General features: G+C 64.6%; 25 protein-coding genes and 1 pseudogene. 9 read left to right on the top strand and 17 right to left on the bottom strand.

Annotated elements, in window-relative coordinates:
* Positions 1–143 precede the first annotated feature (143 nt).
* Complete coding sequence (locus OEG81_RS08050) at positions 144–641, bottom strand: MarR family winged helix-turn-helix transcriptional regulator (protein ID WP_264132204.1); 498 nt, start codon at positions 639–641, stop codon at positions 144–146.
* Between the two features lie 260 nt (positions 642–901).
* On the opposite strand from OEG81_RS08050, the gene OEG81_RS08045 reads away from it, so the two are divergent.
* Genes OEG81_RS08045 through OEG81_RS08035 form a run of 3 tightly spaced genes read left to right on the top strand, consistent with a single transcriptional unit; the run spans position 902 to position 3,628 of the window.
* Positions 902–2,158 (top strand): flavin-dependent oxidoreductase, encoded by a 1,257-nt coding sequence (locus OEG81_RS08045; RefSeq protein ID WP_264132203.1) that lies wholly within the window; start codon positions 902–904, stop codon positions 2,156–2,158.
* Between the two features lie 5 nt (positions 2,159–2,163).
* Positions 2,164–2,634, top strand: coding sequence for a DUF3237 domain-containing protein (locus OEG81_RS08040; RefSeq protein WP_264132202.1), 471 nt, complete (start codon positions 2,164–2,166; stop codon positions 2,632–2,634).
* 22 nt (positions 2,635–2,656) lie between these two features.
* Entirely contained in the window at positions 2,657–3,628 is a 972-nt protein-coding gene (locus OEG81_RS08035) for a Bug family tripartite tricarboxylate transporter substrate binding protein (protein WP_264132201.1), read from the top strand.
* Here the strand turns inward: OEG81_RS08035 and OEG81_RS08030 are convergent.
* From OEG81_RS08030 to OEG81_RS08020, 3 genes are read right to left on the bottom strand one after another with little or no spacing between them, the layout of a single operon-like run.
* Positions 3,621–4,445: a TatD family hydrolase gene (locus tag OEG81_RS08030; RefSeq protein WP_264132200.1), complete on the bottom strand. Its 825-nt coding sequence runs from the start codon at positions 4,443–4,445 to the stop codon at positions 3,621–3,623. The genes OEG81_RS08035 and OEG81_RS08030 overlap by 8 nt on opposite strands.
* A gap of 44 nt (positions 4,446–4,489) precedes the next feature.
* A complete protein-coding gene (gene lolD, locus OEG81_RS08025) occupies positions 4,490–5,206 on the bottom strand; it encodes a lipoprotein-releasing ABC transporter ATP-binding protein LolD (RefSeq protein ID WP_264132198.1) in 717 nt (238 codons plus the stop codon).
* Positions 5,199–6,470: a lipoprotein-releasing ABC transporter permease subunit gene (locus tag OEG81_RS08020; protein ID WP_264132196.1), complete on the bottom strand. Its 1,272-nt coding sequence runs from the start codon at positions 6,468–6,470 to the stop codon at positions 5,199–5,201. Before OEG81_RS08020 ends, lolD begins: the two co-directional genes overlap by 8 nt.
* A 40-nt stretch (positions 6,471–6,510) precedes the next feature.
* On the opposite strand from OEG81_RS08020, the gene OEG81_RS08015 reads away from it, so the two are divergent.
* Together OEG81_RS08015 and recJ are read left to right on the top strand one after the other, a co-directional pair.
* Complete coding sequence (locus OEG81_RS08015; RefSeq protein ID WP_264132195.1) at positions 6,511–7,452, top strand: hypothetical protein; 942 nt, start codon at positions 6,511–6,513, stop codon at positions 7,450–7,452.
* Positions 7,398–9,146, top strand: a complete 1,749-nt coding sequence (gene recJ, locus OEG81_RS08010) for a single-stranded-DNA-specific exonuclease RecJ (RefSeq protein ID WP_264132194.1) — start codon at positions 7,398–7,400, stop codon at positions 9,144–9,146. Before OEG81_RS08015 ends, recJ begins: the two co-directional genes overlap by 55 nt.
* An 86-nt stretch (positions 9,147–9,232) precedes the next feature.
* Here recJ and OEG81_RS08005 read toward each other — a convergent pair whose 3' ends face one another.
* From OEG81_RS08005 to OEG81_RS07995, 3 genes and pseudogenes are all read right to left on the bottom strand, one after another.
* Positions 9,233–10,153 carry a DMT family transporter gene (locus OEG81_RS08005; protein ID WP_264132193.1) on the bottom strand — a complete coding sequence of 307 codons (921 nt, stop codon included), beginning with the start codon at positions 10,151–10,153 and terminating at the stop codon, positions 9,233–9,235.
* Between the two features lie 90 nt (positions 10,154–10,243).
* A complete protein-coding gene (locus OEG81_RS08000; protein WP_317135381.1) occupies positions 10,244–10,789 on the bottom strand; it encodes a VOC family protein in 546 nt (181 codons plus the stop codon).
* A gap of 15 nt (positions 10,790–10,804) precedes the next feature.
* Positions 10,805–11,194, bottom strand: a pseudogene (locus tag OEG81_RS07995) (YybH family protein); the annotation flags it as partial.
* Positions 11,195–11,356: 162 nt separating this feature from the next.
* Here OEG81_RS07995 and OEG81_RS07990 point away from each other — a divergent pair.
* Complete coding sequence (locus tag OEG81_RS07990; protein WP_264132191.1) at positions 11,357–12,079, top strand: winged helix-turn-helix transcriptional regulator; 723 nt, start codon at positions 11,357–11,359, stop codon at positions 12,077–12,079.
* Here the strand turns inward: OEG81_RS07990 and OEG81_RS07985 are convergent.
* The gene (locus OEG81_RS07985) at positions 12,010–12,921 is read right to left on the bottom strand and encodes a DMT family transporter (protein WP_264132190.1); all 912 of its coding nucleotides are present in this window, start codon (positions 12,919–12,921) and stop codon (positions 12,010–12,012) included. The two genes, OEG81_RS07990 and OEG81_RS07985, sit on opposite strands and share 70 nt — an antisense overlap.
* Before the next feature lie 69 nt (positions 12,922–12,990).
* Positions 12,991–13,206 carry a putative signal transducing protein gene (locus OEG81_RS07980; protein ID WP_264132189.1) on the bottom strand — a complete coding sequence of 72 codons (216 nt, stop codon included), beginning with the start codon at positions 13,204–13,206 and terminating at the stop codon, positions 12,991–12,993.
* Between the two features lie 123 nt (positions 13,207–13,329).
* On the opposite strand from OEG81_RS07980, the gene epsC reads away from it, so the two are divergent.
* Positions 13,330–14,262, top strand: coding sequence for a serine O-acetyltransferase EpsC (gene epsC, locus OEG81_RS07975; protein ID WP_264132188.1), 933 nt, complete (start codon positions 13,330–13,332; stop codon positions 14,260–14,262).
* Positions 14,263–14,290: 28 nt separating this feature from the next.
* Here epsC and OEG81_RS07970 read toward each other — a convergent pair whose 3' ends face one another.
* The 6 genes from OEG81_RS07970 to OEG81_RS07945 form a co-directional block, all read right to left on the bottom strand.
* Positions 14,291–14,980, bottom strand: coding sequence for an aspartate/glutamate racemase family protein (locus tag OEG81_RS07970; protein WP_264132187.1), 690 nt, complete (start codon positions 14,978–14,980; stop codon positions 14,291–14,293).
* A gap of 66 nt (positions 14,981–15,046) precedes the next feature.
* Positions 15,047–15,883, bottom strand: a complete 837-nt coding sequence (locus OEG81_RS07965) for a transporter substrate-binding domain-containing protein (RefSeq protein WP_264132186.1) — start codon at positions 15,881–15,883, stop codon at positions 15,047–15,049.
* A gap of 16 nt (positions 15,884–15,899) precedes the next feature.
* Positions 15,900–16,673: an ABC transporter permease gene (locus tag OEG81_RS07960; RefSeq protein ID WP_264132185.1), complete on the bottom strand. Its 774-nt coding sequence runs from the start codon at positions 16,671–16,673 to the stop codon at positions 15,900–15,902.
* A gap of 119 nt (positions 16,674–16,792) precedes the next feature.
* Complete coding sequence (locus OEG81_RS07955; protein WP_264132184.1) at positions 16,793–17,788, bottom strand: ABC transporter substrate-binding protein; 996 nt, start codon at positions 17,786–17,788, stop codon at positions 16,793–16,795.
* Positions 17,785–18,564, bottom strand: a complete 780-nt coding sequence (locus OEG81_RS07950; RefSeq protein ID WP_264132183.1) for an ABC transporter ATP-binding protein — start codon at positions 18,562–18,564, stop codon at positions 17,785–17,787. Before OEG81_RS07950 ends, OEG81_RS07955 begins: the two co-directional genes overlap by 4 nt.
* 108 nt (positions 18,565–18,672) lie before the next feature.
* The gene (locus tag OEG81_RS07945) at positions 18,673–19,275 is read right to left on the bottom strand and encodes a peroxidase-related enzyme (RefSeq protein ID WP_264132182.1); all 603 of its coding nucleotides are present in this window, start codon (positions 19,273–19,275) and stop codon (positions 18,673–18,675) included.
* Positions 19,276–19,375: 100 nt separating this feature from the next.
* Between OEG81_RS07945 and OEG81_RS07940 the strand changes: the two genes are divergently transcribed.
* Positions 19,376–19,948, top strand: coding sequence for a hemerythrin domain-containing protein (locus OEG81_RS07940; RefSeq protein WP_264132181.1), 573 nt, complete (start codon positions 19,376–19,378; stop codon positions 19,946–19,948).
* Positions 19,949–19,955: 7 nt separating this feature from the next.
* On the opposite strand, the gene OEG81_RS07935 is transcribed toward OEG81_RS07940, so the two are convergent.
* Both OEG81_RS07935 and OEG81_RS07930 read right to left on the bottom strand, forming a co-directional pair.
* Positions 19,956–23,480 carry an ATP-binding protein gene (locus OEG81_RS07935; protein ID WP_264132180.1) on the bottom strand — a complete coding sequence of 1,175 codons (3,525 nt, stop codon included), beginning with the start codon at positions 23,478–23,480 and terminating at the stop codon, positions 19,956–19,958.
* 6 nt (positions 23,481–23,486) lie between these two features.
* Positions 23,487–24,743 (bottom strand): metallophosphoesterase family protein, encoded by a 1,257-nt coding sequence (locus tag OEG81_RS07930; protein ID WP_264132179.1) that lies wholly within the window; start codon positions 24,741–24,743, stop codon positions 23,487–23,489.
* 211 nt (positions 24,744–24,954) lie between these two features.
* Between OEG81_RS07930 and OEG81_RS07925 the strand changes: the two genes are divergently transcribed.
* Positions 24,955–26,679 (top strand): methyl-accepting chemotaxis protein, encoded by a 1,725-nt coding sequence (locus tag OEG81_RS07925; protein WP_264132178.1) that lies wholly within the window; start codon positions 24,955–24,957, stop codon positions 26,677–26,679.
* Positions 26,680–26,807: the final 128 nt, after the last annotated feature.

Below are 26,807 nucleotides of genomic sequence, written 5' to 3'. Positions count from 1 at the left end.
CCAAATAGGCCAGCGTAAAGGCGGACTTGCGGCAGCGGCGCGCGAACCGGCTAAAGACGGCCCTTCGGTTTCTACGTCAGCTCGTCAACGCGGATAAAGCCGCGCTTGCGGATAACAGCTTCGGGCGAGCGTTCTCGCGTCCGCTAACCCAGGCTGTCCAGCAGGCGCCGCAACTCTTTCTGTTCGGCGGCCGTCAACCTGGCGCTGATGCGCGCATCGTGCTCGCGAATGGCCTGGGTAATGCCGTCCAGCGCCTCGCGGCCGGCATCGGTCAGCGCGAGCGCATGGGCACGCTTGTCAACCGTGGATTCGGTCCGGGTGGCATACCCCAGTTTCTCCAGCGAATTCACCACTTCGACCGCGCCGGAACGCGCGATACCCATGGCGTTGGCCAGCTCGGTCAGCTTCATGCCCGCATTGGACTGGATGATGGTCATGGCGGAAAACCGGGGCGGAGTGATCGACCACGGGCCCAGCGCATCCAGGAAGTCCTGATAGATCCGTATCTGCGCGCGCCGTATCGAATAGCCGATAAGCTCGTCCAGCACGCCGTATTCCACGCCAGGAACCTGGGCGTCGAATTTCTCGCCGCGCTGGGCGGGCCGCCGGTTGTTGGGACGCGAACTCAATTTTCTGCTCATGCCATTCCTGTTTCCAAAGCCACAGGCACCATAACCGACCGGCAAGGCCGCGGGCAAGCGCCGCAACGCCTTGCGCGACAGGCCAAGGAATGTTTCGCGCGGAGATCGAGGACGGCCAAAGGGCGATGCATCCAGGCCCTATTCCATTCTGCAATCGCCTGCCTTGATATGGATCAGATCGCCGTCCCGATTCGGGTAAATCCCGATAGGCTGGGATACACCCCAGATTGTTATGATACATAACAAATTAGGAGGCATTCTTGAAAGTCATCATCGCGGGCGCCGGCATCGGAGGATTGACCCTGGCGCTCATGCTGCATCGGCGCGGCATCGACTGCGACATCTTTGAAAGCGTGCGCGAGCTGAAGCCGCTGGGCGTGGGCATCAATCTGCTTCCCCATGCGGTGGCTGAACTGGACGAACTGGGCTTGCTGGACATCTTGGCCGCCAGCGCGGTTCCGACCTCCGCCCTGCACTACTACAACCGCCACGGCCAGGCCATCTGGCAGGAAGCCAGGGGCCTGGCGGCAGGTTACGCCGTGCCGCAGCTCTCCATACACCGCGGCGAACTCCAGCTACTGCTGGCCGATGCGGTCGCACAGCGGCTGGGATCCGGCCGCCTGCACACCGGGCTGGCTTTCGAGTCGCTGGCGCAGGACGCGCAAGGCGTGACCGCCCGATTCCGAAACCGTACAACGAACGAGCTTGAAGAGGTTCGCGGCGACCTGCTGATCGGCGCCGACGGCATCCATTCGGCCGTGCGGCGCTTCTTCCATCCGCAGTCCGATGCATTGCGGTTTTCGGGGCGCATGCTGTGGCGCGCGATTACGGATGCCGAGCCCTACCTGGACGGCAAGACCATGTTCATGGCCGGCCACCAGGACCAGAAATTCGTCTGTTATCCCATATCGGAGCCCATGCGCCGCCAAGGACGCTCGCGCATCAACTGGATCGCGGAACTGCGCATACCCGATCCCGAACTGCCGGCCACGGACTGGAACCGTGTCGTGGATGCCTCGGTGTTCGCCGACCGCTTCGAGTCGTGGCGCTGGGACTGGATCGATATTCCCGCCATCATCCAGGGCGCACAAGCCATCTATGAATTCCCGCTGGTGGACAAGGATCCACTGCCGCGCTGGACGCAGGACCGCGTCACCCTGCTGGGCGACGCGGCGCATCCCATGTATCCCATCGGCTCCAACGGTTCGGCCCAGGCCATACTGGATGCGCGCTGTCTGGCCGACAGGCTGCAGGCAACGGCCATGCAGCGCAAAGGCAGCATCGAGCTTGCCTTGAAGGAATACGAAGCCGAGCGCCTGCCGCCCACCGCCGGCATCGTCCTGCGCAACCGCCTGAACGGCCCCGAGCAGGTGATGCAGATCGCACACGAACGCGCCCCAGATGGCTACGCGCACATACACGACGTCGTTCCTCAAGCGGAACTGGAGGAGATCGCCATGCGCTACAAACGCCTGGCCGGCTTCGACCCCACCGCACTCAAGACCAAAAAAGGCTAGCCGATATGACCAAATCCATTGCCGCTCCCGCGCTGGAACACCTGGCCACCCTGCTGGTCGACGTGGCGCCGCCGCAGGAAGTCGGCCAGACGCCCGCCGGCCGACGCCGGGTGATACCCATTATTGGCGGCACGGTCACGGGCGCCCTGCTGTCCGGCCGCATCCTGCCCGGCGGCGCCGACTTCCAGTCCATCCGCTCGGACACTTTCACAGACATCCATGCCCGCTATGTCATCGAAACCGATGCGGGTGAAACCGTCTACGTGGAGAACACCGGCATACGAACCGGCTCGGCCGAGGATATCGCCAAGCTGGCACAAGGCCAACCGGTGGATCCGGCCCGCATCTATTTCCGCAGCTACCCCAGATTCGAAACGGCTGCGCCCAGGCTGGCCTGGCTGAATACGCATCTGTTCCTGGGCACCGGCGCACGGTATCCGGATCGGGTCGAATTGAATTTCTTTGCCGTACGTTGATAAGACAATCAGGAGACAATTAATGAAGACCTCTACCCTTGCCGGGCTGCTCTCGTCCGCCTGCATGGCTCTTGCCTCGGCGGGCGCTCTGGCCGCCTATCCCGATCAGCCCATCCGCATGACGGTGGGCTTTCCCGCCGGCACCGGCCCCGACATCGTGGCCCGCACGGTCGGCGAACAGTTGTCCAAGGAACTGGGCCAGTCCGTCGTGGTGGAGAACAAGGCGGGAGCGGGCGGGCAGATCGCCGCCTATTCGGTCGCCCACAGCGCGCCCAACGGCTACAACATCCTGCTGGGCGAGGTCGGCTCCATCAGCATCTCGCCCGAGACCACGTCCAATCTGAGCTACGCGCCGCTCAAGGAGTTCGATCCCATCACGGAAGCCGTGCGTGCCAACTTCGTGCTGGTCATTCCCGCCAATTCGCCCTACAAGACCTTGAAGGAATTCGTGGACGCCGCCAAGACCAGCGCCGACCGCTTCAATATCGCCACCTTCGGGGCCGGCACGCCGGGCCACTTCGGCGCCGAGATGCTGGCCGATGCGGGCGGCTTCAAGATAGAGCCCATCCATTACCGCTCCACCGGCGATGCGGTCACGGCCATCATCGCGGGGCAGGTGCAGGGCGCCTTCGTGACCACCGCCATGGCGGCCCCGCAGCTGGCCTCCGGAAAGATGCGCGCCCTGGCCATCACCGGCTCGGAACGGACCAAGATGCTGGGCGACATACCCACCTTCCGTGAACAGGGCATGCCCAAGGTGGATTTCGGCGCCTGGTTCGCCTTCTTCGCGCCCAAGGGCACGCCCGGCGAGGCCCTGGACATTCTGAACCGGAAAACGATCGCGGCGCTCAAGGCCGACGGCGTACGCAAGCTGCTCGAAGGCAACGGCTTCGCCATCGTGGGTTCTTCGCGGGAAAAGCTGGGCGAATTGCTGGTGTCTGAACAAAAGCGCTGGGCGGACGTGGTCAGGAAGACCGGCTTCAAGATCAATTGAAGGCGTGCAGGCCGGCCGCCAGGCGCGGCAGTACCCGGCGTGCATTCGCGGCGCTGGCCTGCACGATATGCTCGCGCGCCACCCCCCGCAGCTCGGCCAGGGTTTCGGCGATGCCCGCCACTTCGCCCGGCTCGTTCCGGACGGCCGGCTGGCCGGGCGCGCCCAGCCAGGCCGGCGGGATGTCCGGCGCATCGGTCTCCAGCACCAAAGCCTCCATGGGCAATTGCGTCGCCAGGCGTCGAATCTGCAAGGCGCGGCCGAAGGTCATGGCACCCCCGAAGCCCAGGGCGAAGCCCAGGTCGATGAACTGCCCAGCCTGCTGGAAGCTGCCGTTGAAGGCATGAGCGATGCCGCCTATCGGCCCGCGTGGCCTGAGGTGCTTGAGCAGGATGTCCTGTGAACGCCTTACGTGCAACAGCAGCGGCAGGCCATAACGCTCGGCCAGATCCAGCTGAGCGGCGTAGAACCGCTCCTGCTTCTCGCGCATGGCCGGCTCCTTGAGCCTGGGCAGGAAAAAGTCCAGTCCGATCTCGCCTATCGCCACGAAGCGCGGATCGTCCAGCGACTGCTGTATGCGCCGCTCCAGGTCTTCCAGGTCCGCCTCCTGGGCGTCGGGCACGCAGATGGGATGGATGCCCAAGGCATAGATGCCGCCTTTGAAGGAATGGGCCAGATCCCGAACGACATCGAAATTGGATGAGGCCACGGCCGGAATCACAATGGCGTTCACGCCCCGTTCCGCGGCTCGCTGGATGACGGCCAGACGGTCGGACTGGAACTCCGAGGCGTCCAGATGGCAATGCGTATCGATCAGCATGGTTCCCCTATTTGACTGATGGCGCGATGCCCCGCAGCCCTCTTTCAAGCCGAAGCCAGGGGCGGCGTTTCGGGATCGACCAGGCGACCCTTGTCCATGGACAGCCGCCTATGGGCCAGCGCAGCCAGCGCCGGATCATGCGTCACGATAGCAAACGCCGTGCCGAACTCGCGATTGACCCGCGACAGCAGCTCGAACATGCTTTCAGCCGTATAGCGGTCCAGGTTGCCGGTGGGCTCGTCGGCCAGCACGCAGGTCGGACGGGTGACCAGCGCCCGCGCCAGGGCCACACGCTGTCTTTCGCCCCCGGACAACTGGCCGGGATAGTGGTCGATGCGCTCGGCCAAGCCGACCTGCTCCAAGACGATCTGCGCCTGTTCGCGCGCCCGGTTCCGGTTCTGGCGGCGCACGATGAGCGGCATGGCCACATTGTCCAGGGCTGAAAATTCGGGCAGCAGATGGTGGAACTGATAGACGAAGCCCAGGCTGCGGTTGCGCAGCTGGCTGCGCTGCGACTCGGACAGCCCGTCGGCCGATTCGCCGTTGATGAAGACGGTTCCCGATGTGGGCCGGTCGAGCAGGCCCAGCGTATGCAGCAGCGTGCTCTTGCCGGAGCCGGAAGCGCCGACGATGGCGACCATTTCGCCACGGTCCACATGCAGGCTGACGTCGCGCAGCACCTGGATGGCCTGCCCGCCTTCGTTATAGGTCTTGACCAGATTGCGCGCGGCAAGCGCATGAATGGGCGTGGAATCAGTCATGGCGCAGCACCTGTGCGGGTTGCAGGCTGGACGCGCGCCAACTTGGATACAGCGTTGCCAGCAACGACAGCACCAGCGAAGTGGCGGCCACGACGGCGATGTCGGCGATCTGGGGGTTGGAAGGCAGTTCGCTGATGAAATAGATTTGCTGCGGCAGGAATTGCACGCCCAGCATGCGCTCGATGAAAGGTACGATCACATCGATGTTGTACGCCACCAGCATGCCGAAGCCCACCCCCAGCAAGGTGCCCACCACGCCGATCAGCGAGCCCTGCACCAGGAAGATGCGGGCAATCTCGCGCGGGCTCGCGCCCAGCGTGCGCAAGATGGCGATGTCGGAACGCTTGTCCTTGACCGCCATGACCAGGGACGACAGCAGGTTGAATGCCGCCACCGCCACGATCAGCGCCAGTATCAGGAACATCATGCGCTTTTCCGTCTGGACGGCGGCAAACCAGGTGCGGTTGTTCTGGGTCCAGTCCTGCGCATGCACGAAGGACGGCAGGGACCGGGTCAGTTGCCGGGCCACCAGCGGCGCCTGCTGCATGTCGGCGATGCGCAGGCGCACGCCGCTGGTGCCGCTGTCGCGGAACACCTTGGCGGCGTCCTCGTAATTGATGAAGGCCAGCGAGGCGTCATATTCGTAATAGCCGGACGAGAAAATGCCCGATACCGTGAACTGGCGCATGCGCGGCGCGAAACCGGCGGGCGAGATCGACCCTTGCGGCGCCAGCACCAGCACCGTATCCCCGGGCCCGACGCCCAGCGAACTGGCGATCTGGTTGCCCAGGACGATGGAAAAACTGCCCGGTGCGAGCGCGTCCAGGCGGCCGGCAATCATCTGCCCCGCCACGTCGGACACCGCGTCCTCGAGCGCGGGATCGATGCCGCGTATCTGCACGCCGCTCAGGGCTTCCCCGCGAACGATCATGCCCTGGGCCGCCACGAAGGGGGCCGTGCCGCGGACCTCGGGATTCTTGCCGGCCATGTCGGCGATCTGCCGCCATTCCTGCAAGACCTGTTCCGGCCCCATGCGCGGCACGTACAGCTCGATATGCGGCAGCACCGACAGCATGCGGTCGCGGACCTGCGTCTGGAAGCCGTTCATGACCGACAGGACGATGATCAGCGCCGCCACGCCCAGCGCAATGCCCGCCATGGAGCTGGCGGCAATGAAGGAAACAAAACGGTCGCCGCGCCCGCCCCGGCGCCGGGAGCGCGCAAGGCCGGCATAGCGGGCACCTATCCATAATTCATAAGACATCGTAAAAGCCACCGTTTCCCATTGACACTACAATCCTGGAATGCGAATCGTACTACCTGGCGCCCTGCCCGACCCTCGCGAAGCGCGCGAACTGATTTCCTACCTGCCGGCCGCCGCTCCGACACTGATGGGCTGGCTGGAACGCGGCCATGCAACATCCACCACCGCCGATGCGGCTCGAGCCGGCTGCACGCCTTTCGAGCAGTGGCAACTGATGCACCATGGTTTCCAGCCCAGGGCCGGACAGAACTGCGCCGCAGGCCTGGGCCCCTTGCTGGCGGCCGATACCGCCGAAGCCGGCCGGCCCGTATGGCTGGCCGAACTGGTGCATGTTTCACCTTCCCGCGACGGCGCGGCATTGCTGCCTGCGCGCGAACTGGCCATTGCGCCAGACCAGAGTGTAGCCTTGTTCGAATCCGTACAGGCGCTGTTTTCGGAAGTGGACTTCACGCTGCATCCCGGCGGCACGGATCGCTGGCGCATCGAGCTGCCCGGAGGCTATGCGCCATCATGCGCCAGCCCCGCCCTGGTGGCCATTACCTCGGTCAACGACTGGTGGTCGCAGGACATGGCGGGGCGGCCCTGGCGCCGCCTGGTCAACGAAGTGCAGATGCTGTGGTATGAGCATCCGGTCAACCAGGAACGCTACCGGCAGGGGCTGGTTCCCATCAACAGCCTGTGGCTGTTCGGCGGCGCAAGCCCGGACCAATTGACGAAGCCGCCGGCCCCCGATCCGGAAACGCGGGTGCATGGCGATCTGCTGGCCAGCAGCATCGCGCACGACTGGGGCGGATGGCTGGCCGCGCTGGGCGAATTGGAAGCGCGCGTCTTCCAGCCTCTGGCCAGGAACAAACCGCCCGAGATCGTCCTGATCGGGAACGACCGGTACGTGGAACTGAAGACCGCCGCGCTGGGCCGGTGGACGCAATGGCTGCCCGGCAGCCGCAATGCATGGAGGAAGTGGTGGTCACACCAAGACTAAGCATACGTTCCGCCGATTTCGAGGCGGCCAAGGCACTGGAAGCCGCCGGCATACACCCCCTGCTTTCGCGGCTGTGGGCGGCGCGCGGCGTGCGCCATCCCAGTGAAACGCAGTTGATCTGGGCAGCCATGATCCCGCCCGGCAAGTTGACGCATGTGCAGCGCGCGGCCGCGGTGCTGGCCGATGCCATCCAGGCGCGCAAGAGACTGCTGATCGTCGCCGATTACGACTGCGATGGCGCCACGGCCTGCGCGGTGGGCCTGCGCGCCCTGCGCGGCATGGGCGCCATCGTGGACTTCCTGGTTCCCAACCGCTTCGAGACCGGCTATGGCCTGTCGCCCGCCGTCGTCGAGCTGGCCGCCCGGCATCACGCCGGCAGACCCGACATGCTCATCACCGTGGACAATGGCATCGCCAGCCTGGACGGCGTGGAAGCCGCAAGGCTGGCGGGCATCGACGTGCTCATCACCGACCATCACCTGCCCGGCGACACCCTGCCCAATGCCCTGGCCATCGTCAATCCCAATCAGCCCGGCTGCGGTTTTCCGTCCAAGAACCTGGCGGGCGTAGGCGTGATCTTCTACCTGATGCTGGCCCTGCGCGCCGAGCTGCGCCAACGCGGAGTCTATGCCGCCGACGGCGGCCCGCGGCTGGACAACCTGGCCGATCTTGTCGCGCTGGGCACGGTGGCCGACGTGGTCAAGCTGGACGCCAACAACCGCCTGCTGGTCACGCAGGGCTTGCAGAAGATGCGCGCGGGCCGCATGCAGCCCGGCCTGCGCGCCCTGTTCGCCGTCGCCGGGCGCGAGCCGCGCCAGGCCAGCGGCTTCGACCTGGGTTTCGCCCTGGGCCCGCGCATCAACGCGGCCGGCCGCCTGGCCGACATGAGTATCGGCATACATTGCCTGACCACGGACGACGAGGGCCAGGCGCTGGAGCTGGCCCGGCAACTGGACGCCATGAACCAGGAACGGCGCGGCATCGAGGCCGCCATGCGCGAAGAGGCGCTGGCCGCCATCGAAACCTCACTGCCCACAATGGGCGCCAGCGTTTGCGTATACAGCCCCGACTGGCACCAGGGCGTGGTGGGGTTGGTGGCTTCGCGCCTGAAAGAAAGCTATTGGCGCCCGACGCTCGCCTTCGCGCGCTCCGACGAAGGCGAGCTGCGCGGATCGGGCCGATCCATCCCCGACGTGCACCTGCGCGACGTGCTGGACCTGGTCTCCAAGCGCCACCCGGGCATCATCCTGAAATTCGGCGGCCATGCCATGGCGGCCGGCCTGAGCCTGCGCGAAGATGCCTACGACATTTTCGTTGCCGGCTTCGACGCCGCCGTGCAGGAGCTGAGCGGCCGCAAGAGCTTCGATCCCATCATAGAAACCGACGGGTCGCTGGAAACCGGCTATGCGAACGCCGACGTGGCGGGACTGCTGCAACAGCAGGTTTGGGGCGCCGGCTTTCCGGCCCCCGTGTTCCGGGATACTTTCCACGTGCGCCAGCAAAGGCTGCTGAAGGAAAAGCACCTGAAGCTCAGCCTGGAACGGGGTCATCAGCGCTTCGACGCCATCTGGTTCAACCACGCCGACATGCTGCCCGAACAGATCGACGCGGCCTACCGGCTGGACCAGAACGTCTGGAACGGCATGGTCTCGGCGCAGCTGATCATCGAATACGCCTGCGGGGCACAGGGCTGAGCCGGCGGTCTGGCCGGCCCCGTGGCTGGGCTGGGCTGGGCTAGGCCTGGCCGCGCGAAAATGGCGCGGACCACACCGGCCCGCGGCTACACAGTCCGCCTGGCCGGCAGGGTCGCCAGCAGCAGCCCGGCCAGCGCGATGGCAAACGCGATCACCTGCAATGCCGTCAAGGTCTCGCCCAGAACCAGCACGCCCACCAGGGCGGCGCTGATGGGCAGCATGACGGTGAACACCCCGGCGCGCGAGGCCGGAACGGACTTCAGTCCCGTCATCCATAGCCATACCGTCCACACACTGGCCGCCAGCGCATAGAACAGCAGCAGGACCCACATTTCGACGCGCACCGCCGCGAAATCGAACTGCAGCGCCGTATACAGCCCAAGCGGCGTCATCAGGACGAAACCCCACAGATTGATGATGGCGCTGATGCGCTTGGGGCTGAGCACCGCGGTCAGCTTCTTGCCGATGACCGCATACGATGCTTCACATAGGACCGCGCCGAAGATCAGCACGTTGCCCAGCCAGGCCCGCCCACCGTCGCTCGATGCCTGGGGCGCATCGGGAGCGCCGGCCTGGGCCAGCGACAGCAAGCCTATGCCCAGGGCGCCGCAAGCCACCGCCGCCCAGACGCGCGGGCCGATCTCTTCTTTAAGGAATATCCAGCTCATCAAGGCGACCATGGCGGGAATGGCGGACATGATCACTCCCGCGGACACAGCGCTGGTCAGGCTCACGCCCACGATCATGCACAAGGTGAACAGGAAGTTGCCCAGGAAGGACTCGAGGAAAATCAGTTTCCGCGTCTGGCCCGACAAGGGCGGCTCGCCCGCGGGCTTGCGCAGCCAGCGCAGCATGGCGATGCCGCCTATGCCGAAGCGCAGCCAGCCCAGGAGAAATACAGGCAATGCCAGCGCCAGGGGCTTGGTCAGCGCCACATAGGCGCCGACCAGAGACATGCTGAGTGCAAGGCAAACGTAGGCGAGCAGCCGGCCAGGAGGCTTGGTCATCGAACCACCGGGAAAATTCATATCGCCCGATTATCGCCGAAGACTGAAACCGGAATCCGCCATTGGCCGGGGCGGAGCCAAAGCCTCCGGCTAGGACGCTTCGGCTTTGGCGCCCGGACACTCGGACGCGGTATCCATCATCTGCCTTGCGGCTTCCTGTATCTGCTCGGCGTTCAGGTCTCGCACGTGCGTGGCCACGGACCACCGATGGCCATAGGGATCCTCCACCAGGCCGTAGCGGTCGCCCCAGAACATTTCCTGGACGGGCATGATTTCCTTCGCGCCCGCCGCCACCGCCTTGGCCTGGGCGGCGTCGGCGTCCTCCACGTACAAGTGGATGCTTACCGGCGTGCCCTTGAGCGACCTGGGGCTGACCGAGCCCCATTGCGGAACCTCATCGACCAGGAAGATGGCGGAATCGCCGATTCTCAGGCAGGCGTGAGCCAGCTTGCCCGGCGCCATCTCCAGCCGGGTTTCTTCGGTCGCACCGAACGCCTTCTTGTAGAACTCGATGGCTCCCAGCGCATCGGCGCAGACCAGATGGGGCGTGACGGCATTCATGCCCAGGGGAATGGGCCTGATCTTGGCGGGGGCCCCCTCCGGCTCCAGGTCGAACATGGCCCTGGCCGTGCGCATGTCGAAAGGGGCGGAAAAATGCTCGTGGGCAATGGCCCATTTGCCGCCGTTCTTGCGATAGCTGGACGTCATGCGCATCCACGAACAATTTTCCTTGCCGTTCTCGTCCTTCATGCCGCAACGGATCAGGCCATGGGCGACCGCCAGGTCGTTTTCCGCCTGGATGTCCAGTTGGCCCGCATCGAAGATCATGTCTCCCGGGCACATGGCGAAGCAGGCCTCCCAGTGCCTGCCATAGGCTTCTACGCCCTTGAACTGCAATTGCTGGACGGCGTCGAACGCCACCACATTGGGGACGTAATGCGACATGATGGCCTTTACATCCCGCGCACTCACCGCTTTCACCCAGCTGTCTATGGTCAGCCGTACTTCTTCCTGTGCCTTGTCGGCGCCTGCATAATCCATAATTTGTCTCCTGGCTTCAAGGTGAAATGACTGAAGCACCGGCCAGGCTCGCCGCCCGCGTGGAATGCCCCGTATGCCATTGAGCGTTTATTTAACCTTTTTTAGTCCTAAAAAACAACTAAAAATAATCAATTCAGGATTGAGTGTGCTAGAGTGTTACGTATGGCAATAAAACGCAGTTACCTCGATGCGTGCGCCGCCGCGCACGCCTTGGACCTGATCGGCGAGCGCTGGGCGCTGCTGGTGGTCCGCGAACTGCTTCTGGGGCCCAAGCGCTTTACCGATTTGCGCAAAGGCCTTCCCTCCATCAGCCCCAATGTGCTCACACAGCGCCTGAACGAATTGGAGGCCGATTCGGTCATAGTGCGGCGCCGGCTCCCTCCTCCGGCGGCCTCCTGGGTGTACGAACTGACCGACTGGGGACGAGAGCTGGAACCGGTCATGCTGCAATTGGTTCGCTGGGGCGTGCGATCCCCTTCCTTCATCCGCGGAGGCAAGGTGGGCGCCGACGCGCTGATGCTTTCCTTCAAGGTGATGTTCGATCCGCAGCGCGCCCGCGGCCTGACCTTGTGCATACAGTTCGAGTTCGGCGACGAAACCTTTCGTGCGCGGGTCGGAGATGGACAGGTGGACGTCGCCCGGGGCGAGGCCGAGCACCCCCAGGCTTCGATCCATTGCGAACCGCAAACCGTGCTTCAGCTGGCTTATGGCAAGGCGGATCTGGACGCGGCGGCCAAGGATGGACGGCTGCGCTGCACAGGCAGCAAATCGGCCATCGCGCAGTTCTTCAATTGCTTCGTCTTGCCCGACCGCGCTCAGGATGCCGGACGAGACCGGGACGACAGCACGATGCCGCCGACAATGAAAAGAAAGGCCACCGCATGATAGGCATGCGGGGTTTCGCCAAGAAAAGCCGATGACATCAGGGCGGCGAACAAGGGCGTAAGGTTATTGAAAAAACCGGCGATCGTCGGGCCCACCCGGCCCACCCCCGCCCCCCAGCACCGGAACGCCACGATGGCGGGGCCCACCGCAAAATAAATCAGCGCGGCCGCAAGTCCCCAGCTCCAGTCGATTCGCGCGTCGGTCAGCGCCCATTCGCCGGCGGCGAATCCGCCCGACCAGACCACACCGAAGGAAATCTGCGCCAGCAGCAGCGTGGCCCAGTTGCGCCGGATACCTCCCTCCTCGCCGCCCCGCGTCAACAGCCAGCTATAGAAGGCCCACACGATCGTGGCCACGATCATGAAGACATCCCCGGCGACGAAGCGCATGGACAGCAGCTGCTCCCATTGACCGTGGCTGAGCACCACCAGCACGCCCATCATGGACAAGGCTGCGCCGACCAGTTGATGCCCGCCGATGCGCGCGCCGAAGAACAAAAAGCCCACCACCAGCATCCATACCGGCATGCTGGCGCCGACCAGTGTCACGTTGATCGGCGTGGAGGTATGCAGGGCCATGTACTGCAGGGTGTTGTACAGCCCGACGCCCAGCAGGCCCAGCAGCGCATAGCGCTTCCTGCGGGCCCACAAGCCGCTGCCCCGGCTCAGGACGGAATGGCCCAGTGGCAGCAAGATGAGGAAAGCGATGGCCCAGCGCAAAAAATTCAGGGTAATGGGCGGCACCATGTCGCTGACGATGCGCCCCAATACCGCGTTGCCGGCCCAGAGAAACGGGGGAACAAGCAAAAGCAGGACAGTCGAAGGCGTGATTCTATGAGTCATGGGCAAGTCGGCGCGGCGGCGAAATACGGCGGGTATCGCCGCGAAGCGCTATCGTAACGCAAGCCTGCGCTACTCCTCGATAAACGGCTGGAGCAACTGCATGGCCAGTTCGGCCTGGTCTTCCTGCACCATCAAGGTTCGGGCATTCAGGCTGTTGGCGACCGGCCCCGGGTACATGGAACTGAATGCGCCGCCACGCATCAGGAAAGCGATGCCGTATGCGTCCATCAACGACGCGATGACCGAGGCCTCGGACTCCGATTTCGGGCAATAGATTGGTATCATGCCTGTTTCCCCTGTTCTTTTCCCTGCGCCTGCCGCAACCCTGGGTTCATGCCAGCATATACCAGCTTGTACAGCCCGGGCATCGCCGGCGGCGCCGATCTCCAAACCGGAGCAAGACTCTACATGGCCGTTTTCGATATCCATCCCATAGTCCAAGACCTGAACGCCGTCCGGCAGGACTGGCGCGCGTCCCAGAAACGCTCGCGCGAGCCCGGCGGACGCGAGTTCCCATCGCCGCAAGCCATTTCGCATATCCTGGACGACCTTAAAGGCGTGTTGTTCCCCATGCGCCTGGGTCCGCTGGATCTGCGCCAGGAAAGCGAAGACTTCTATGTCGGCCACACCCTGGACTCGGCCCTGCATGCCCTGCTGAATCAGGTCCGGCTGGAAATGCGCTATCAGCGGCGCCACGAGCATCGCAACGACGATGAGATCGAGGAAAAGGCCATCGCGGCGGTGCAGTCCTTTGCCGGCTCGCTGCCCGAAATCCGCCGCCAGCTCGACGCCGACGTGCTGGCCGCCTTCCAGGGCGATCCCGCCGCGCGCAGCGTCGATGAAGTCCTGCTGTGCTATCCGGGTGTGCTGGCCATGATCCACCACCGCGTGGCGCACCAGTTCTACAAGCTGGATCTGCCTCTGCTGGCCCGCATGTCCTCCGAGCTGGCCCATTCCCAGACCGGCATCGACATCCACCCCGGCGCCCAGATCGGCCCCAGCTTCTTCATCGACCACGGCACGGGCGTGGTCATCGGCGAAACGGCCATCATCGGCCAGCGCGTGCGCATCTACCAGGCCGTCACCCTGGGCGCCAAGCGTTTTCCCACGGATTCGAACGGCAAGCTCGAAAAGGGCCTGCCCCGCCACCCCATCGTGGAGGACGATGTGGTCATCTACGCGGGCGCCACCATATTGGGCCGGGTGACGCTGGGACGCGGATGCACCATAGGCGGGAACGTCTGGCTGATCGACGACGTGCCGGCGGGCGCCCACGTGACCCAGGCCGATTCGCAGGGCACGCGCAGCTGCGACCCCGCCGCGGCGGACTCCACCCTATAGGCGATGGGCGCGCCGCCGGCGCCTGCGATCAGATGGCCCGTTCGACCGCCGCCCCGGCATGGATCAGCGTGGTGTCGAACAGCATGACGGAACTGTCGGCCTGCTTCACCAGCAGGCCGATTTCCGTGCAGCCCAGTATCACCGCCTGCGCGCCCCGGGCCGCCAGCGCATCGATGATGCGCAAATACTGTGCCCTGGATTCCGGAACGACCTTGCCCAGGCAAAGCTCCTGATAGATCACGTCGTGTACGATCTTGCGGTCGGGCGCGTCGGGCACCAGCACTTCAAGGCCATATTTCTGCTCCAGCCGCCCCTTGTAGAAATCCTGTTCCATGGTGAACGCCGTGCCCAGCAGGCCCACGCTCTTGATGCCATGCTCCAGCAATGCCTCGGCCGTGGCATCGGCGATGTGCAGCAAGGGGATGCAGATGGCCTGCTCTATCGGGTCGGCCAGCTTGTGCATGGTGTTGGTGCAGATCAGCAGAAAATCGGCGCCGGCCGCCTCGATGCGCTTTGCCGCCTTGACCAGGACGGCTTCGGCGCCCTTCCAATCGCCCGCATGCTGCAGCTTCTCTATGGTTTCGAAATCCACGCTGTAAAGCACCAGTTTGGCGGAATGCAATCCGCCAAGCGCCTTCTTGATGCCCTGGTTGATTTCGCGGTAATAATCCGCCGTGCTCTCCCAGCTCATGCCGCCAAGCAATCCTATCGTTCTCATTATCTATCTCAAAACAGGTTCGTGCATTGCAGCATTATCGCAAGAATCCATGGCGGGCAAGAAAACTCAGTGGCAATCGGCAACCACCTGGTCCAGATAGACTTCGAAGGCGATATCGCGCACCCGGGTGCGCGTCAGATCCGCCAGGTGCTTCTTGCGCTTCCATTCAAGCACCAGCTTCTTCAACAGGGACACGGTGGCGGCATCGTCCTCGGGGACGATGAAGGCCAGCGGCGCGGCCGGCCCCGGCGGCAGGCTGGCGGAAAACTTCTTCCACTCGGGCAGCTTCAGCAATTCCTTCAACATCACATCGTCGTGCACCGCGGCGTCGCATCCGCCCGTGCGCAGCGCCAGCAGGGAATCGGCGGGCGCCTTGAATATGATCTCAATGGCGCCGTACCGCCGCGCCATGTCCCCCACATACAGGCCGCCCTCCGACAGGCAGACCGTCCGTCCCTTCAGTTGGTCCCAGGCCTTGATGTCGGTGTCCGTGCGCATGATGGCCATGGGGCGCGCGGTGTAGCCGGTGGGCACAGCGGTAAAAGACGGCGGCGGGACCTGACCGGGGCCGATGGCGGCCAGCGCAACATCCGCCTTGAGAGCGAGCCGCCCGGCCTGATTGCCACTGCCCGGGACGGCCATGGGCACCGTGCGCAAGTCGGCATCCAGCTTGGCCGCCAGGTCTTCGGCCAGCGCGGTATCGATGGCTTCCGGCGTGCGGACCTTGGATCCGCCCACGAAAGGCGGCACGACATAATGCATGCCCACCACCAGGCTTTTGGCCGCCCCGCCCTGGTCCGCCGCGCTGGCCGCGCTGGCGCCCCAGGCCGAGCCCGCACCCAGCAGCAGCGCCGCGAACCAGCACGCTGACCCCGACACGCTGCCCCGGCTTCCCGTATTCATGATGACAAGTCCCGTCCTAAACGTACTGGTAGCGCAAAAGGCGGCGCTTGAGGTTTTCCAGGATGACCTGGTCGATCAAGGTCGCCAGAATGGCGATGGTCAGGATATTGGCCATCACCCCCATCATGTCGGCGGTCTCACCGGCGTAGGCCAGCGAACGTCCCAGGCCCTGGCCGAAGCCGATCAGCATTTCAGCTGAAATCAAGGCGCGCCAGGCGTTGCCGAAGGCGAGTTGGGCTCCGGTGATGAGTTCGGGCATCACGGCGGGCAGGTAGACGCGCTTGAGCATGTCCCAGCGGCTGGCCCCCATGACCCGCGCGGCCGACACATGCACGTTCAATACGCTTTCCGTCGCATTCATGACGGAAAGCGCCGCGGGGAAAAACGCCGCCAGTGCAATGACCACGATGATGGGCATGTTGCCGAAGCCCATCATGATCAGGAACAGGGGCACCCAGGCGATCGACGGAATCGATTGCAGGATGATGATGGCCGACTTCAGAACCTCGCGGAAAAAGAACAGCACCCCGCCGATCAGGCCGAAGCCCACGCCGAAGAGCAATGCCGCTCCGTATCCGAACCCAAGGCGGACCAGGCTGCCCGACAGGCTTGCGCGAAAGTCCGAAGTCTGGACGTCGTTCCAGAGCCGCTGGAACACCCTGGGCACGTCCGGCATCAGGAAATCAGGCAGAAACCAGGCGGCGACCTGCCAGAACAGCAAAATGGACAGCACCGCCACGACCATGGCGAGCTTCTTTCTAAAACCGGAAATACGAATCTGGGTGCTCATGTAGGCTCAAAACAGAGTGGCCGGTCGGTGCCGGCCACCTTTGAAAAGATGGGATCTCGCAAAACAGCTGAAAGCAGGCGAGAGGCGCGCTTGCCCCCCGGGGGCAAGCCGGCGCTATTTTATAGCTTGCGCGTCTTCTGCCATTCCAGGTCGATGATCTTGCTGACGTCGAAGGCATTGCCATCGCGCGTCTTCAGCGAGCCCTGCTCCTGCATGATGTCGGCGATTTCCTGCATGCGCGCCAGTTCCTTGTCGGTCAGGATCGGGCTGAAAGTCTGGCTCTTGATGGCATCGCGGATGATGTCCTCGCGAGGCAGTTCGCCGTGCTTGAGCGTCTTGAGCGAGGGCTCGGCGATGAAATAGCTCGCGATCAGCTTGGCGCCCTCTTCCGGCTTGTTCTGCAGCAGGTCGATGGCATCGCGCTGCGCGTCCAGCGATTTCCAGACATCGTCCTTGCGCTTCTTGAGCGTGTCGCCCGAGGTGATGACCACCATGCAGGGGAAGGGCCACACCTGGCCGACTTCATAGATTTGCGTGACCGGCGCAATCAGCTGGGCGATGCGCGCCTGAGGCTCGAACAGGAAGGCGGCGTCGACCCGCTTGCCCACCAGCGACTGCACAGCCACCTGCGGGCTCACGCCCATGATGGACAGTTCATCCGGCTTCAGGCCGGCATCCTTCAGCACCACGCCCTTCAGGACCGTATCGGCGGTGCTGCCTTCCTTCTGCGAAGCCAGGGTGTGGCCTTTCAGGCCGGCCACATCCTTGATGCCCGTATCGTCGCGCACGACGATGGCGTGAAAGCCGTGCTGGGCGCCGCCCACCACCTTGAGGTCGGCGCCCTTGGACGACCAGGATGCCGCATTGGTGAAACCCAGCACGCCGGTGTCCAGCTGACCGCCGACGATGGCCTTGATCAGGTCGGTGCCCGACTTGAACTCGACCAGTTCAACATCCAGGCCATGCTTCTTGTAGAAGCCGCCCTCGTACGCGGCGATCGCCTGGGCGTCGTCCATGACGCGCAGATAGCCGACCTTGAACTTCTCGGCGGCCGCGGCCGTACCCGACAAAGCGAACGCCGCCAGTACCGGCAGCAGCAAACGTGACAATTTCATGCTTCGACTTCCTCTAATAGGGGTGTTTCTATGACTTGATCCTGTTCGGCGTGGATTCCAAGCAGGCCTAAAATTTCTCGCCGCATCGCTGCGAACTCGGACAAGTCGTGCGTTTTTTCGTGATGCGACAGCTCGAATTCCTTCAGGACCGTGGCCGGCCGGGGGCTGAAAACAAGAATGCGGTCGGCCAGGAACAAGGCTTCGTCGACATCGTGGGTGACCAGCAGAACCGTGGGGCCGGCCTCGCGTATCAGCGTGCGCAAGGCATCCTGCAAGGTCATGCGGGTCAGCGCGTCGAGCGCGCCGAAAGGCTCGTCCAGCAACAGCGCCTTGGGGTGCGAAATGAACGCTCGCGCCAGGGCGGCGCGCTGGCGCATGCCGCCCGACACCTGGTGCGGATAATAGTTTTCGAAGCCCGCCAGATTGACCTTGGCCAGCCATTCGCGCGCCTGGTTCAAGGCCTTCTGCTTGTCCGTCTTCTGGAACTCCAGCGCCAGGGCCACGTTCTGGGCCAGGGTCAGCCAGGGATACAGCGCGTTTTCCTGGAACATGAGCGTGCGCTCGGGGTGCGGGCCTTCTATGGTCCGGCCATCGGCAAGGATGTCGCCCGCGCTGGGTTTTTCCAGGCCCGCGGCAATATGCAGCAGGGTCGACTTGCCGCAGCCCGAGGGGCCCACCAGCGCCACGAGTTCGCCATCGTCGATATCGCGGCTGAAATTCTCGATGACGCGCAGGCCAGAGAATTCCTTTTCTATATTCTTGAAAGACAGCTTCATAACAGTTCGATTCACCAATTGGTTATATCGAACTGTAACGAGCGTTCTAATGCCCAACAAGAATTTTTATCGTCTTTACTTATGCCTTCAGGAAATATAGAAAGCCTTCTATTCCCTGCGGGGCGGCAGGAAAGGCTCGGGGCGGTTCATCCCGTGATATTCGGGGTTCGGGATCATGTCCGTGCCGATGGCCATGCGGTTGGACATGTTGTAAAAAGCCACGGTGTCGGCCAGGTCGAAGATGTCCTCGGTCGACAATCCCGCGGAACGCAAGGCCTGCCTATCTTCCTCGGTGACCTGCTCGGGCATCTTGGTCAGCTTCCAGGCGAAGTCCAGCATGGCGCGCTGGCGCGGGTCCAGCGGCGCCACGCGGTAATTCATGACCATCATCTCGCCCAACTGCGGATCGCCCGACAGCGCGCGCACCGCCTGGCCATGGGCGACCAGGCAGTAATAGCAATGGTTGGCGCTGGACACCACCACCGCGATCATTTCGCGCTCCAGCTTGCTCAGGCCCGAAGGCGCCAGCATCAACTCGTTGTACATCGCCATGAAATTGCGCAACTTGTTCGGCCGCAGGCTGTAGGCGGCCAGGACATTGGGCACGAAACCCAGTTTGTCCACGCATTTGCTGAACACTTGCTGGATGTCCTCGTCCAGCGAAGCCGCATCGGGCGCGCCCAGGGCGGATACATGATCGGGTTGCGGCATGGAGCCTCCTTTTTCTGTCCTTGCAAGGGGGGTTGCATTTCACCAATAATAATAACGGCAAGCGGCAGCATCCCCTCATATCCAGAACCAGGGCAAGAACATGGCAATCGAATTTCCCGGCTTTTCCGGTCCGGCGGCAAGCACCGAGGCACCGCTCGAAATGCTCGCGGCCTGCCATCACCGCATCGAGCGCCAGTGCTCCACCTTGAAGCGGCTTGCGCCGCACCTGCGCCAGCACGGCAGCGACGAGCAGGCGCGAGCGGCCGCCACAGCCATCGCGCGCTACTTCGACACCTCCGCCCTCCAGCACCACGCCGACGAAGAGGTCGATCTGTTTCCCGCCCTGATCGAATCCATGGCGGGGTCCGACGCCGTCTGCATACGTGAGCTTACCGACGGCCTGAGCGCCGATCACCGCAAGCTGGAAGCGAGCTGGCGGCGCCTGCGTCCCGTCTTGTCCGACGTCAGCGAAGGCCGGCCCGTTCTGCTGCCCGAAGACGAGGTCGAGGCCTTCATCGGCCTGTACGAACGCCACATGAAGCGCGAAGAGGACGAGCTCCTGCCGATGGCCGCGCGCCTGCTGGGCGACGACGCCATCACGCAAATCGGCCGCGCCATGCGCGAACGGCGGGGCATCGGCGACGATTTGCTGGCTCAGGACCGCCAACGCTGAAAAGGCGTCAGTCCAGGCTCACCACGTTCAGCCCGTCGCCGAAAACGCGGCGCGCCAGCGCCGTCAGGTGATGATGGTGGCTGAGGAATATGACCTGTGTATGCTCGGACAGCCCGGCCAGCGCCCGCAAGCCCGCTTCGGCGCGCGCATCGTCGTAATTGATGAACAGGTCGTCGGCAATGAAAGGCAAGGCGGGGGCCTGGCGCAAATGCAGCTCCAGCGCTGCCAGGCGCAGGGCGAGGTAGAGCTGATCCCGCGTGCCGTCGCTCATGCCGGCAATCCCCACCAGATGGCCGTCCGGACGCTGCCCTTCCAGCACCATGGGGTTCTTGTCGAAGTCCACCCTCAGGCGCTCGAAGGAATTCAAGGTCAACTGCGCAAAAATGGCGCTGGCCCGGCCCAGCATGGGACCTTGCTTTTCTTCGCGGTAGCGGTCTATGGACCAGCGCAGCAAGCGCGAAGCCGTATAGACCTTTATATAGCGCTCGGCCGCATCGGACATCCGCGCCAAAGCCTCCTGCCGCTGCGCTTCGGCCCGGGCCGCGGCGTCGGCCCCCGCCATGGCCTCCAGTTCGCGCCGCGCCTCGGCCAGTTCCACGGCCAGGGCGTTCTGCTGCTCGGCCCCTTGCCCAATCTCGGCCTCGAGAGCGGCCAGCCGGGCCGGCAGCGCCGGTATGTCGGCCGTGTCGATTTCCGCCTGCAGGCGTTCCCGGTCATAGCCATCGCCCTCGGCCAGCAGGCGCGCCTGCATGGCCCGCAGTTGCTCCGCAAGCGCGCGATGGCGGTCCGAACGCGCGATGGCCGGTTCCAGCAGCCGGGTTTCGGCCACCCCGGCCCGTTCCATCATAGGCTGCAAGCGTGCCTGCAATTCCGCCAGGGACTGCTCTGCCTGGCGGATCTGCACGCGTTCCGCCTCCAGGGCCCGCTTCAGCTCGGCCGCCTTGTCCCTGGCCTGGCGTGCCCTGGACAGACGCTGCGCCAGAGCCTGGCTCAGCTCGAACGCGCCGTCGATGCCGGCGGCGGACTGCCCCAGGCCGGCCGCCTGCGCCAGCCGTGTGGCCTGCGCCAGGAAATCATCCAGATCGGCTTGCAAGGCCGCACACTCGGCGCGGAGCCGGTGCAACTGCCCCAGCCTGTCGGCCAGAAGTCCGAGCAGCGTCAATGCGCCCTGCGCCGCGCCCGTACTCATCGCGCCGTCGAGCCCCGCCTGGGCCAGCGCGGCCGCCCACGCCCTCTGCCAGGCATCCAGCCTCGCTTGAGCGGCTTCCACCGTCTGCCGCGCGGCCAACAAGATGGGCCGGGACTCGGCCGCCTGCGCCGTCCATGCATCGCGCCGTGCATGCGCCAGGTCGGCTTCCCGCACATACGCCCCGGCTTGCGCACGCAAGGAAGCCAGGCTGTCTCCGCCGGCCGTCGCGGGCGCGCCGTCCGGAAGCGCCGCCAAAGTCTGGCGCAGCGCCCCGCACATGTCGTTCAGTTCGTCGCAAAGTGCCTGGACTTCGCGCCCGGCCTCATCCAACGCCCGGGCGGCTTCCAATACCTCGTCCTTGCGCGCCAGCCACTCCGGCAGCTCGTCCAGCGGCATGCCTGCGAGCCCGAGGCGATCGCGCGTGTCCGACCATCGTGCATCAAAGTCCTCCACCGCCTGCCGGCAGGCCGCGTGCCGCGCATGCGCATCCTCCAGCTTATGCTTCTCCTGCTGCAACAGCTCTTGCAGGTTCTGCAATTGGGCCGCCTCGCGCGCCTTGTCGTGCCGCGCATCGGCAAGCTGGTCCGCCGCCCGCAGCTCGTCCTCGAACCGGTCCGCGCCGTCGTTGGGCGTCAACCGGCCCGATCGGATTTCCCGCCACGACGCGTCGCGCCGCAGGCGCGCTCCGGCCACCTCGTCCCAGGTCGTCGGGCTATGCCGCTGCCGGTACTGCTGCGCCTCCAGCGACCTGAGTTCGACCGACCCCGCCAGCTCTTCGCAACGCAGCCGGGCCGATTTCAGGTCCTGAACCAGGCCTTGCCGTTCAGATATCCAGGCCGCAACCGCCTGGCGGGATGGAAAACCAGCGGTTCTGAGAACGTGCAAGGAAGGCGGCTGCGCACCCAGGCGCGCCATGGCGTGATCCAGGGCTGCCTGCGACCCGTCCGCCACTGCCCTCGCCTTGCGCAGGGCGGCATCCAGATCGCCCCGTGCCTGAGCGGCCTCCAGCGCGGCGCGCAGCGCTGGACTGATCTGGTGGCCGGACGCCCCTTCCAGCTTGGCCTCCAGCGCACGCAGTTCGGCCTGCCGGCCGCTTTCCGCCGCTCTCGCGTTATCCAGCGCCATAGTGATGGCGCCGTAATCACGCAGCAATTGTTCGAGTTGCGTGCGGGTCGGCAAGCCCGGCAGGCGAGCCTGCAAGGTCCGCAGCGCCTCGTCCTCGACCACGGCTCCATCGCCTGCCGCGCCTTCGCGCCCGGGCTCCGTTCGCCATCCCAGTTCATCGGCTGCAGACCGGATCTCCCGCCAAAGCAGCGCGGCCTGTCCCTGGCTGCGCTCCATATCCGCCGCATGGCCGCCATATTGATGGCGCAGGCTTTCCAGCGCCTCGACCGCGTCGGCCTGGTTCAATGTCGCGTCATCGATGCATATGGCCTCGAGCAGGCTTTCCAGGCGCTCGGCTTCTGCGCGGTGCAAGCCCAGGCCATGCTGGGTCAGGACCCGGTCCTGCTCGACCTCGGCAAGCATCCGGGCGGCGTCGGCGGGGAACTGGACCACGGGCTCCAGTTCCGCCAACCGGCCCTCATACTCGCGCAGCGCCAGCATGATGGGCGCCATGCGCCGGATGCGTTCCAGGCGGCTGCGCTCGCCCTGCCGGGCCGCCTGCTGCTCGCGCTGCCGCTCCAGGCCGGCAGCCAGCGATTGCACGCGCTCATTGGCCTCCGCCCACTCTTTCGTCTGCACTGTTGCCGCTTTCAGCGCGGCGCTTGCGGCATCCAGGCCGTCCCGCGCGGCGTAATAGGTTCTTTTGCTTGACTTGACGGGAGCCCAAAGACTGCCCGCTTCTTCTTCCAGCGCGTCCCGCACCCCGCCCAGGCTGGCCACCCCCGCGGCCGACTGGAACAGTATCTGCCCGACATCATCCTGGGCATTCAATATGCTGTTGCCGCCCTCCACCAAGCGAGGGTGGTCCAGGCCGAACATCTTGTCGAAGAAGCCCCGGCCGACATGGCCCATCCAGGCATCCAGAATCGTGTCGGCAAGCGTGTTTCCTTCGGGATCGCGCAATGTGTTCTTGTTGGCCTTCAGACGGATGAATTCCAGGTCGCCATTGTCGCCCTGTATGGCCGCTCCCAGCCGCATATCGGCTTTCGCGTGCAGGAAATCCAGCGCCGTACGCATGGGAAAGCCGAAGAGCAGATCCAGGATGGCGCTGCGCACGGTGGACTTCCCGGCTTCGTTGGCCCCCACGATCAGATGGAAATCGCGCGGCGCCCGCGGGAATTCAATACGCCTGTCGGTGAATTTCCCGTAGCGTAGAAGGTCGAAGCGGCTGAATCGCATGACGCCCTACTCCGCCTGTTCCAGGTGCGCCATCAGCGCGGGTCCGATCTCACGCAGCAGCGGCGCCAGGTCTCCGGCCCTGACTTCCGCAAACCAGGGCACGCTGGACTGCAGTTCCTGCGGCGCCTTGCCCACCAGCCCCATCAAGCCTGCTTGCAGGCTTTCAAGGAATTGCGTGTCGTTCTCGGCCGCTTCCAGCAGCACCCGCAGGTCGGCCAGCGCATCGGCGCGATCGTCCCCGGTTTCCGGCTGCGTCACGGCACGGGTTTCGATCTTCACCTTCTCCAGCCACAGGCGCTCGTGGCCCAACGCCGCCACATGGGCCAGCACCTCGGCCCGCAACTGGCTCTCCAGGCCGAACAGCGCGCCGTGCGCCGGCGTGCTGCCGCTTACCGTTACACGCACGGCCAGCGGCAAGGCTTCATCGCCGCCCTGCGCCAGGCCTTCCAGCGCGCTTCCAATCGCGCGCCCGACATCGGTGAACGACCGGCAAGCCGACGCATCCACATCCAGCCGCGCCCAGCGCAGCACGTCGACCAGTACGCGCTCGACCGCCACATTCCCCACGTCATCGCACTCGACCAGCACGGCGCCGCGCGGACCGGTCTCGCGTATGTTGCGCCCTTGCAGGTTGCCGGGGAAGACCACGACCGAGTCGCCGCGCCAAAGGCTGTATTCGTGGACATGGCCCAACGCCCAATATTGATAGCCCTTGGCATGCAGTTCGTCCAGCGAGCATGGCGCATAGCTGGCATGCATGGCATTGCCTTCCAGGGCGGTGTGCAGGACGCCGATATTGAATTTTCCGGGAACCGGATCCGGATAGGTCGCAACCAGGTTTTCGGTGGTGGCGGCCACCTTGAACCCGCGCCCGTGCAGCGCAAGGTTCAAGCCTTCGTGTATGAAGGTCGACGCCTTGCGCGTATCGAATACGAACACATTGTCGGGCAGCTGCAGCTTGCGGGTCATCTGGCTTTCGGCATCGTGATTGCCGTACAGAAGATAGACCGGAATCCCCGCCCGCTTCAGCCGCCCCATCTGGCCGGCAAAGTACAGGCCGGTGTTGTGATCCTTCCAGTTGCCGTCGTACAGGTCGCCCGCAATGATCATGAAATCCACGCCTTCGTCGATGGCCAGCCCTATTAGCCGCGCAAAGGCATCGCGCGTGGCGGTGCGCAGCCTGTCCACCGGCGCATCGGCGTAAGCGCTCAGGCCCGTCAAGGGGCTGTCAAGATGGATGTCGGCGGCGTGGATGAATCTCAAGGATCGAACCTTACTCTGGCGAAAGCCGGTCATGGCATCCGCCACTATACCAAGCCTCGCTTCGCCTTCCACATGCGTGACACATGCCTGTAATGATGCATTGCAATAATTCCTGGTGCATAGATGGATATATGCGCACCACATCCCCATGACCGGCGGAAAATGCGCCGGTCCGCGACGACACTCACTCATTTCGGCAGACGCAGCGCACATGAGAAATCTCTTCACTCTGAAAAAAAGCTTCTTCATTTTTCTGGCCATTCTCATCCTGCTGTCCATCCTGGTGCTCAGCGCGCTGCGCAACCTGACCGGCAGCATAGAACACCTGAAAACGATCGAGCAGCGCCGCTACCAGGCCACCGAGCTGGCCACCGCGTACAAGAGCCTGACGCAAGCCATGACGCGCAACGTCATGGCCTTCGTGGCCAGCGAACAGCCCGAGTTCCAGGAAAGCTACAAGCACCTGACGGCCGTGCTGAACGGCAAGGCGCCCGACGAACGCGGCGTGCAGCAAGCCATGCTGGAGCGATTCCGGAATGCCGGCTTTATGGCGGACGAAATGGCCAAGCTGGAATCGGCCCATGCGCAGATCACGGAATTGGGTCTGACGGAAAAGGAAGCCATCAGCACGGCCAGCGGCCAGTTCGACGATGGCCAGGGCGGGATCAAGGTCGCCCTGCCCAATGCGCTGATGGCCAAGGTCATGATATTCGGCCAGCAGTATGCCGAAGCAGCCGCCGGCATCGCGCGCACGATCGATGAGTTCGACACCATGCAGGCGCAACGCTTTGCGCGCAATGTGGAACAGGCCAGCGCCGCCAGCCGGAAAGCCTACTGGATCGCCGTGACGGCCATCGCCGCCCTGCTGCTGTGCAGCGCGCTGGCGCTATGGGGTCTGTACACGTCCATCAAACGCCCTTTGGACCAGGGCGTCCACCTGGCGCAGCGCCTGGCCGGCGGCGACTTGAGCGCCCACGTGGACGTGCCACGCCGCGACGAACTGGGCAAATTGCTGGAAGCGCTGAACGGCATAGGACAGGGGCTGCGCCATGCGGTGCAGGAGGTGCGCGACCGTTCGGTGCAGATCGCTTCGGCATCGCATCATATTTCCGGCGGCAACCTGGACCTGTCGCAGCGCAGCAACGAACAGGCCGCCAATCTGCAGCAGACCGCGGCGGCCATGGAGCAGCTGGCGGCCACCGTCAAGCAGAATGCGGACAACACCGCGGTGTCGAAGAACCTGGCCGCCCAGGCCAATGCCTGTGCCGCGCACGGCAGCCGGACCGTCCAGGACGCCGTCCACACCATGCGGCAGGTGCGCCAGGACTCGCGCAAGGTCGCCGACATCACGGCACTCATCAAGAACATTGCCTTCCAGACCAATATACTGGCGCTCAATGCGGCGGTCGAAGCCGCGCGGGCCGGCGAACACGGCAAGGGCTTCGCCGTCGTCGCCGCCGAGGTGCGCAACCTGGCCTTGCGCTCATCCGAAGCCTCCAGGGATATCGAGAAGCTGATCGTCCGGACCGTCTCGCAACTGGATGCCGGCGCCAGCCTGGTGGACGGCGCGGGCCAGGCCATGAACGAAATCGTGGCCTCGGTCCAGAAGGTGGAAGACATCATGTCCGAAATCGCCAATGCCTCCAGCGAGCAGGCCAGCGGCATCGAAGAGGTCACGCGGGCGGTCAGCCACCTGGACCACATCACCCAGCAAAACCTGGCCATGGTGCTGGAAGCATCCAGCGCCACGGTGATGCAGCAGCAACAGGCCGACGGCCTGCTGGCGACACTCTCGCATTTCACATTGGCCGACGATGGCCCGGCCGATGCGGATGATGACGCGCCGGCCGCGCAGCCGGCGCACGGCGGCGAGCGCCGGCTGGGTTTTCTGCCCTCGCCCCAGACTGCCCTGGTCGGCTACGCCCAGCCGGCTTGAGGGCAGGCGCCGCTCGCGGCGTTCCGTCCACCCGGCCCGACTGCCGCGCCACACTATGAAAAACCCTGAAAGAATAAGCTTTGACACTGCGCGGACAGCTAAGTACAGTGATGGGTAGTCGGCCAGCT

This window comes from Pollutimonas sp. M17, assembly GCF_025836975.1.
Lineage (GTDB): Bacteria > Pseudomonadota > Gammaproteobacteria > Burkholderiales > Burkholderiaceae_B.
The sequence above is the reverse complement of the archived record's forward strand: the minus strand, read 5'-3'. Positions and strand labels throughout refer to the sequence as shown.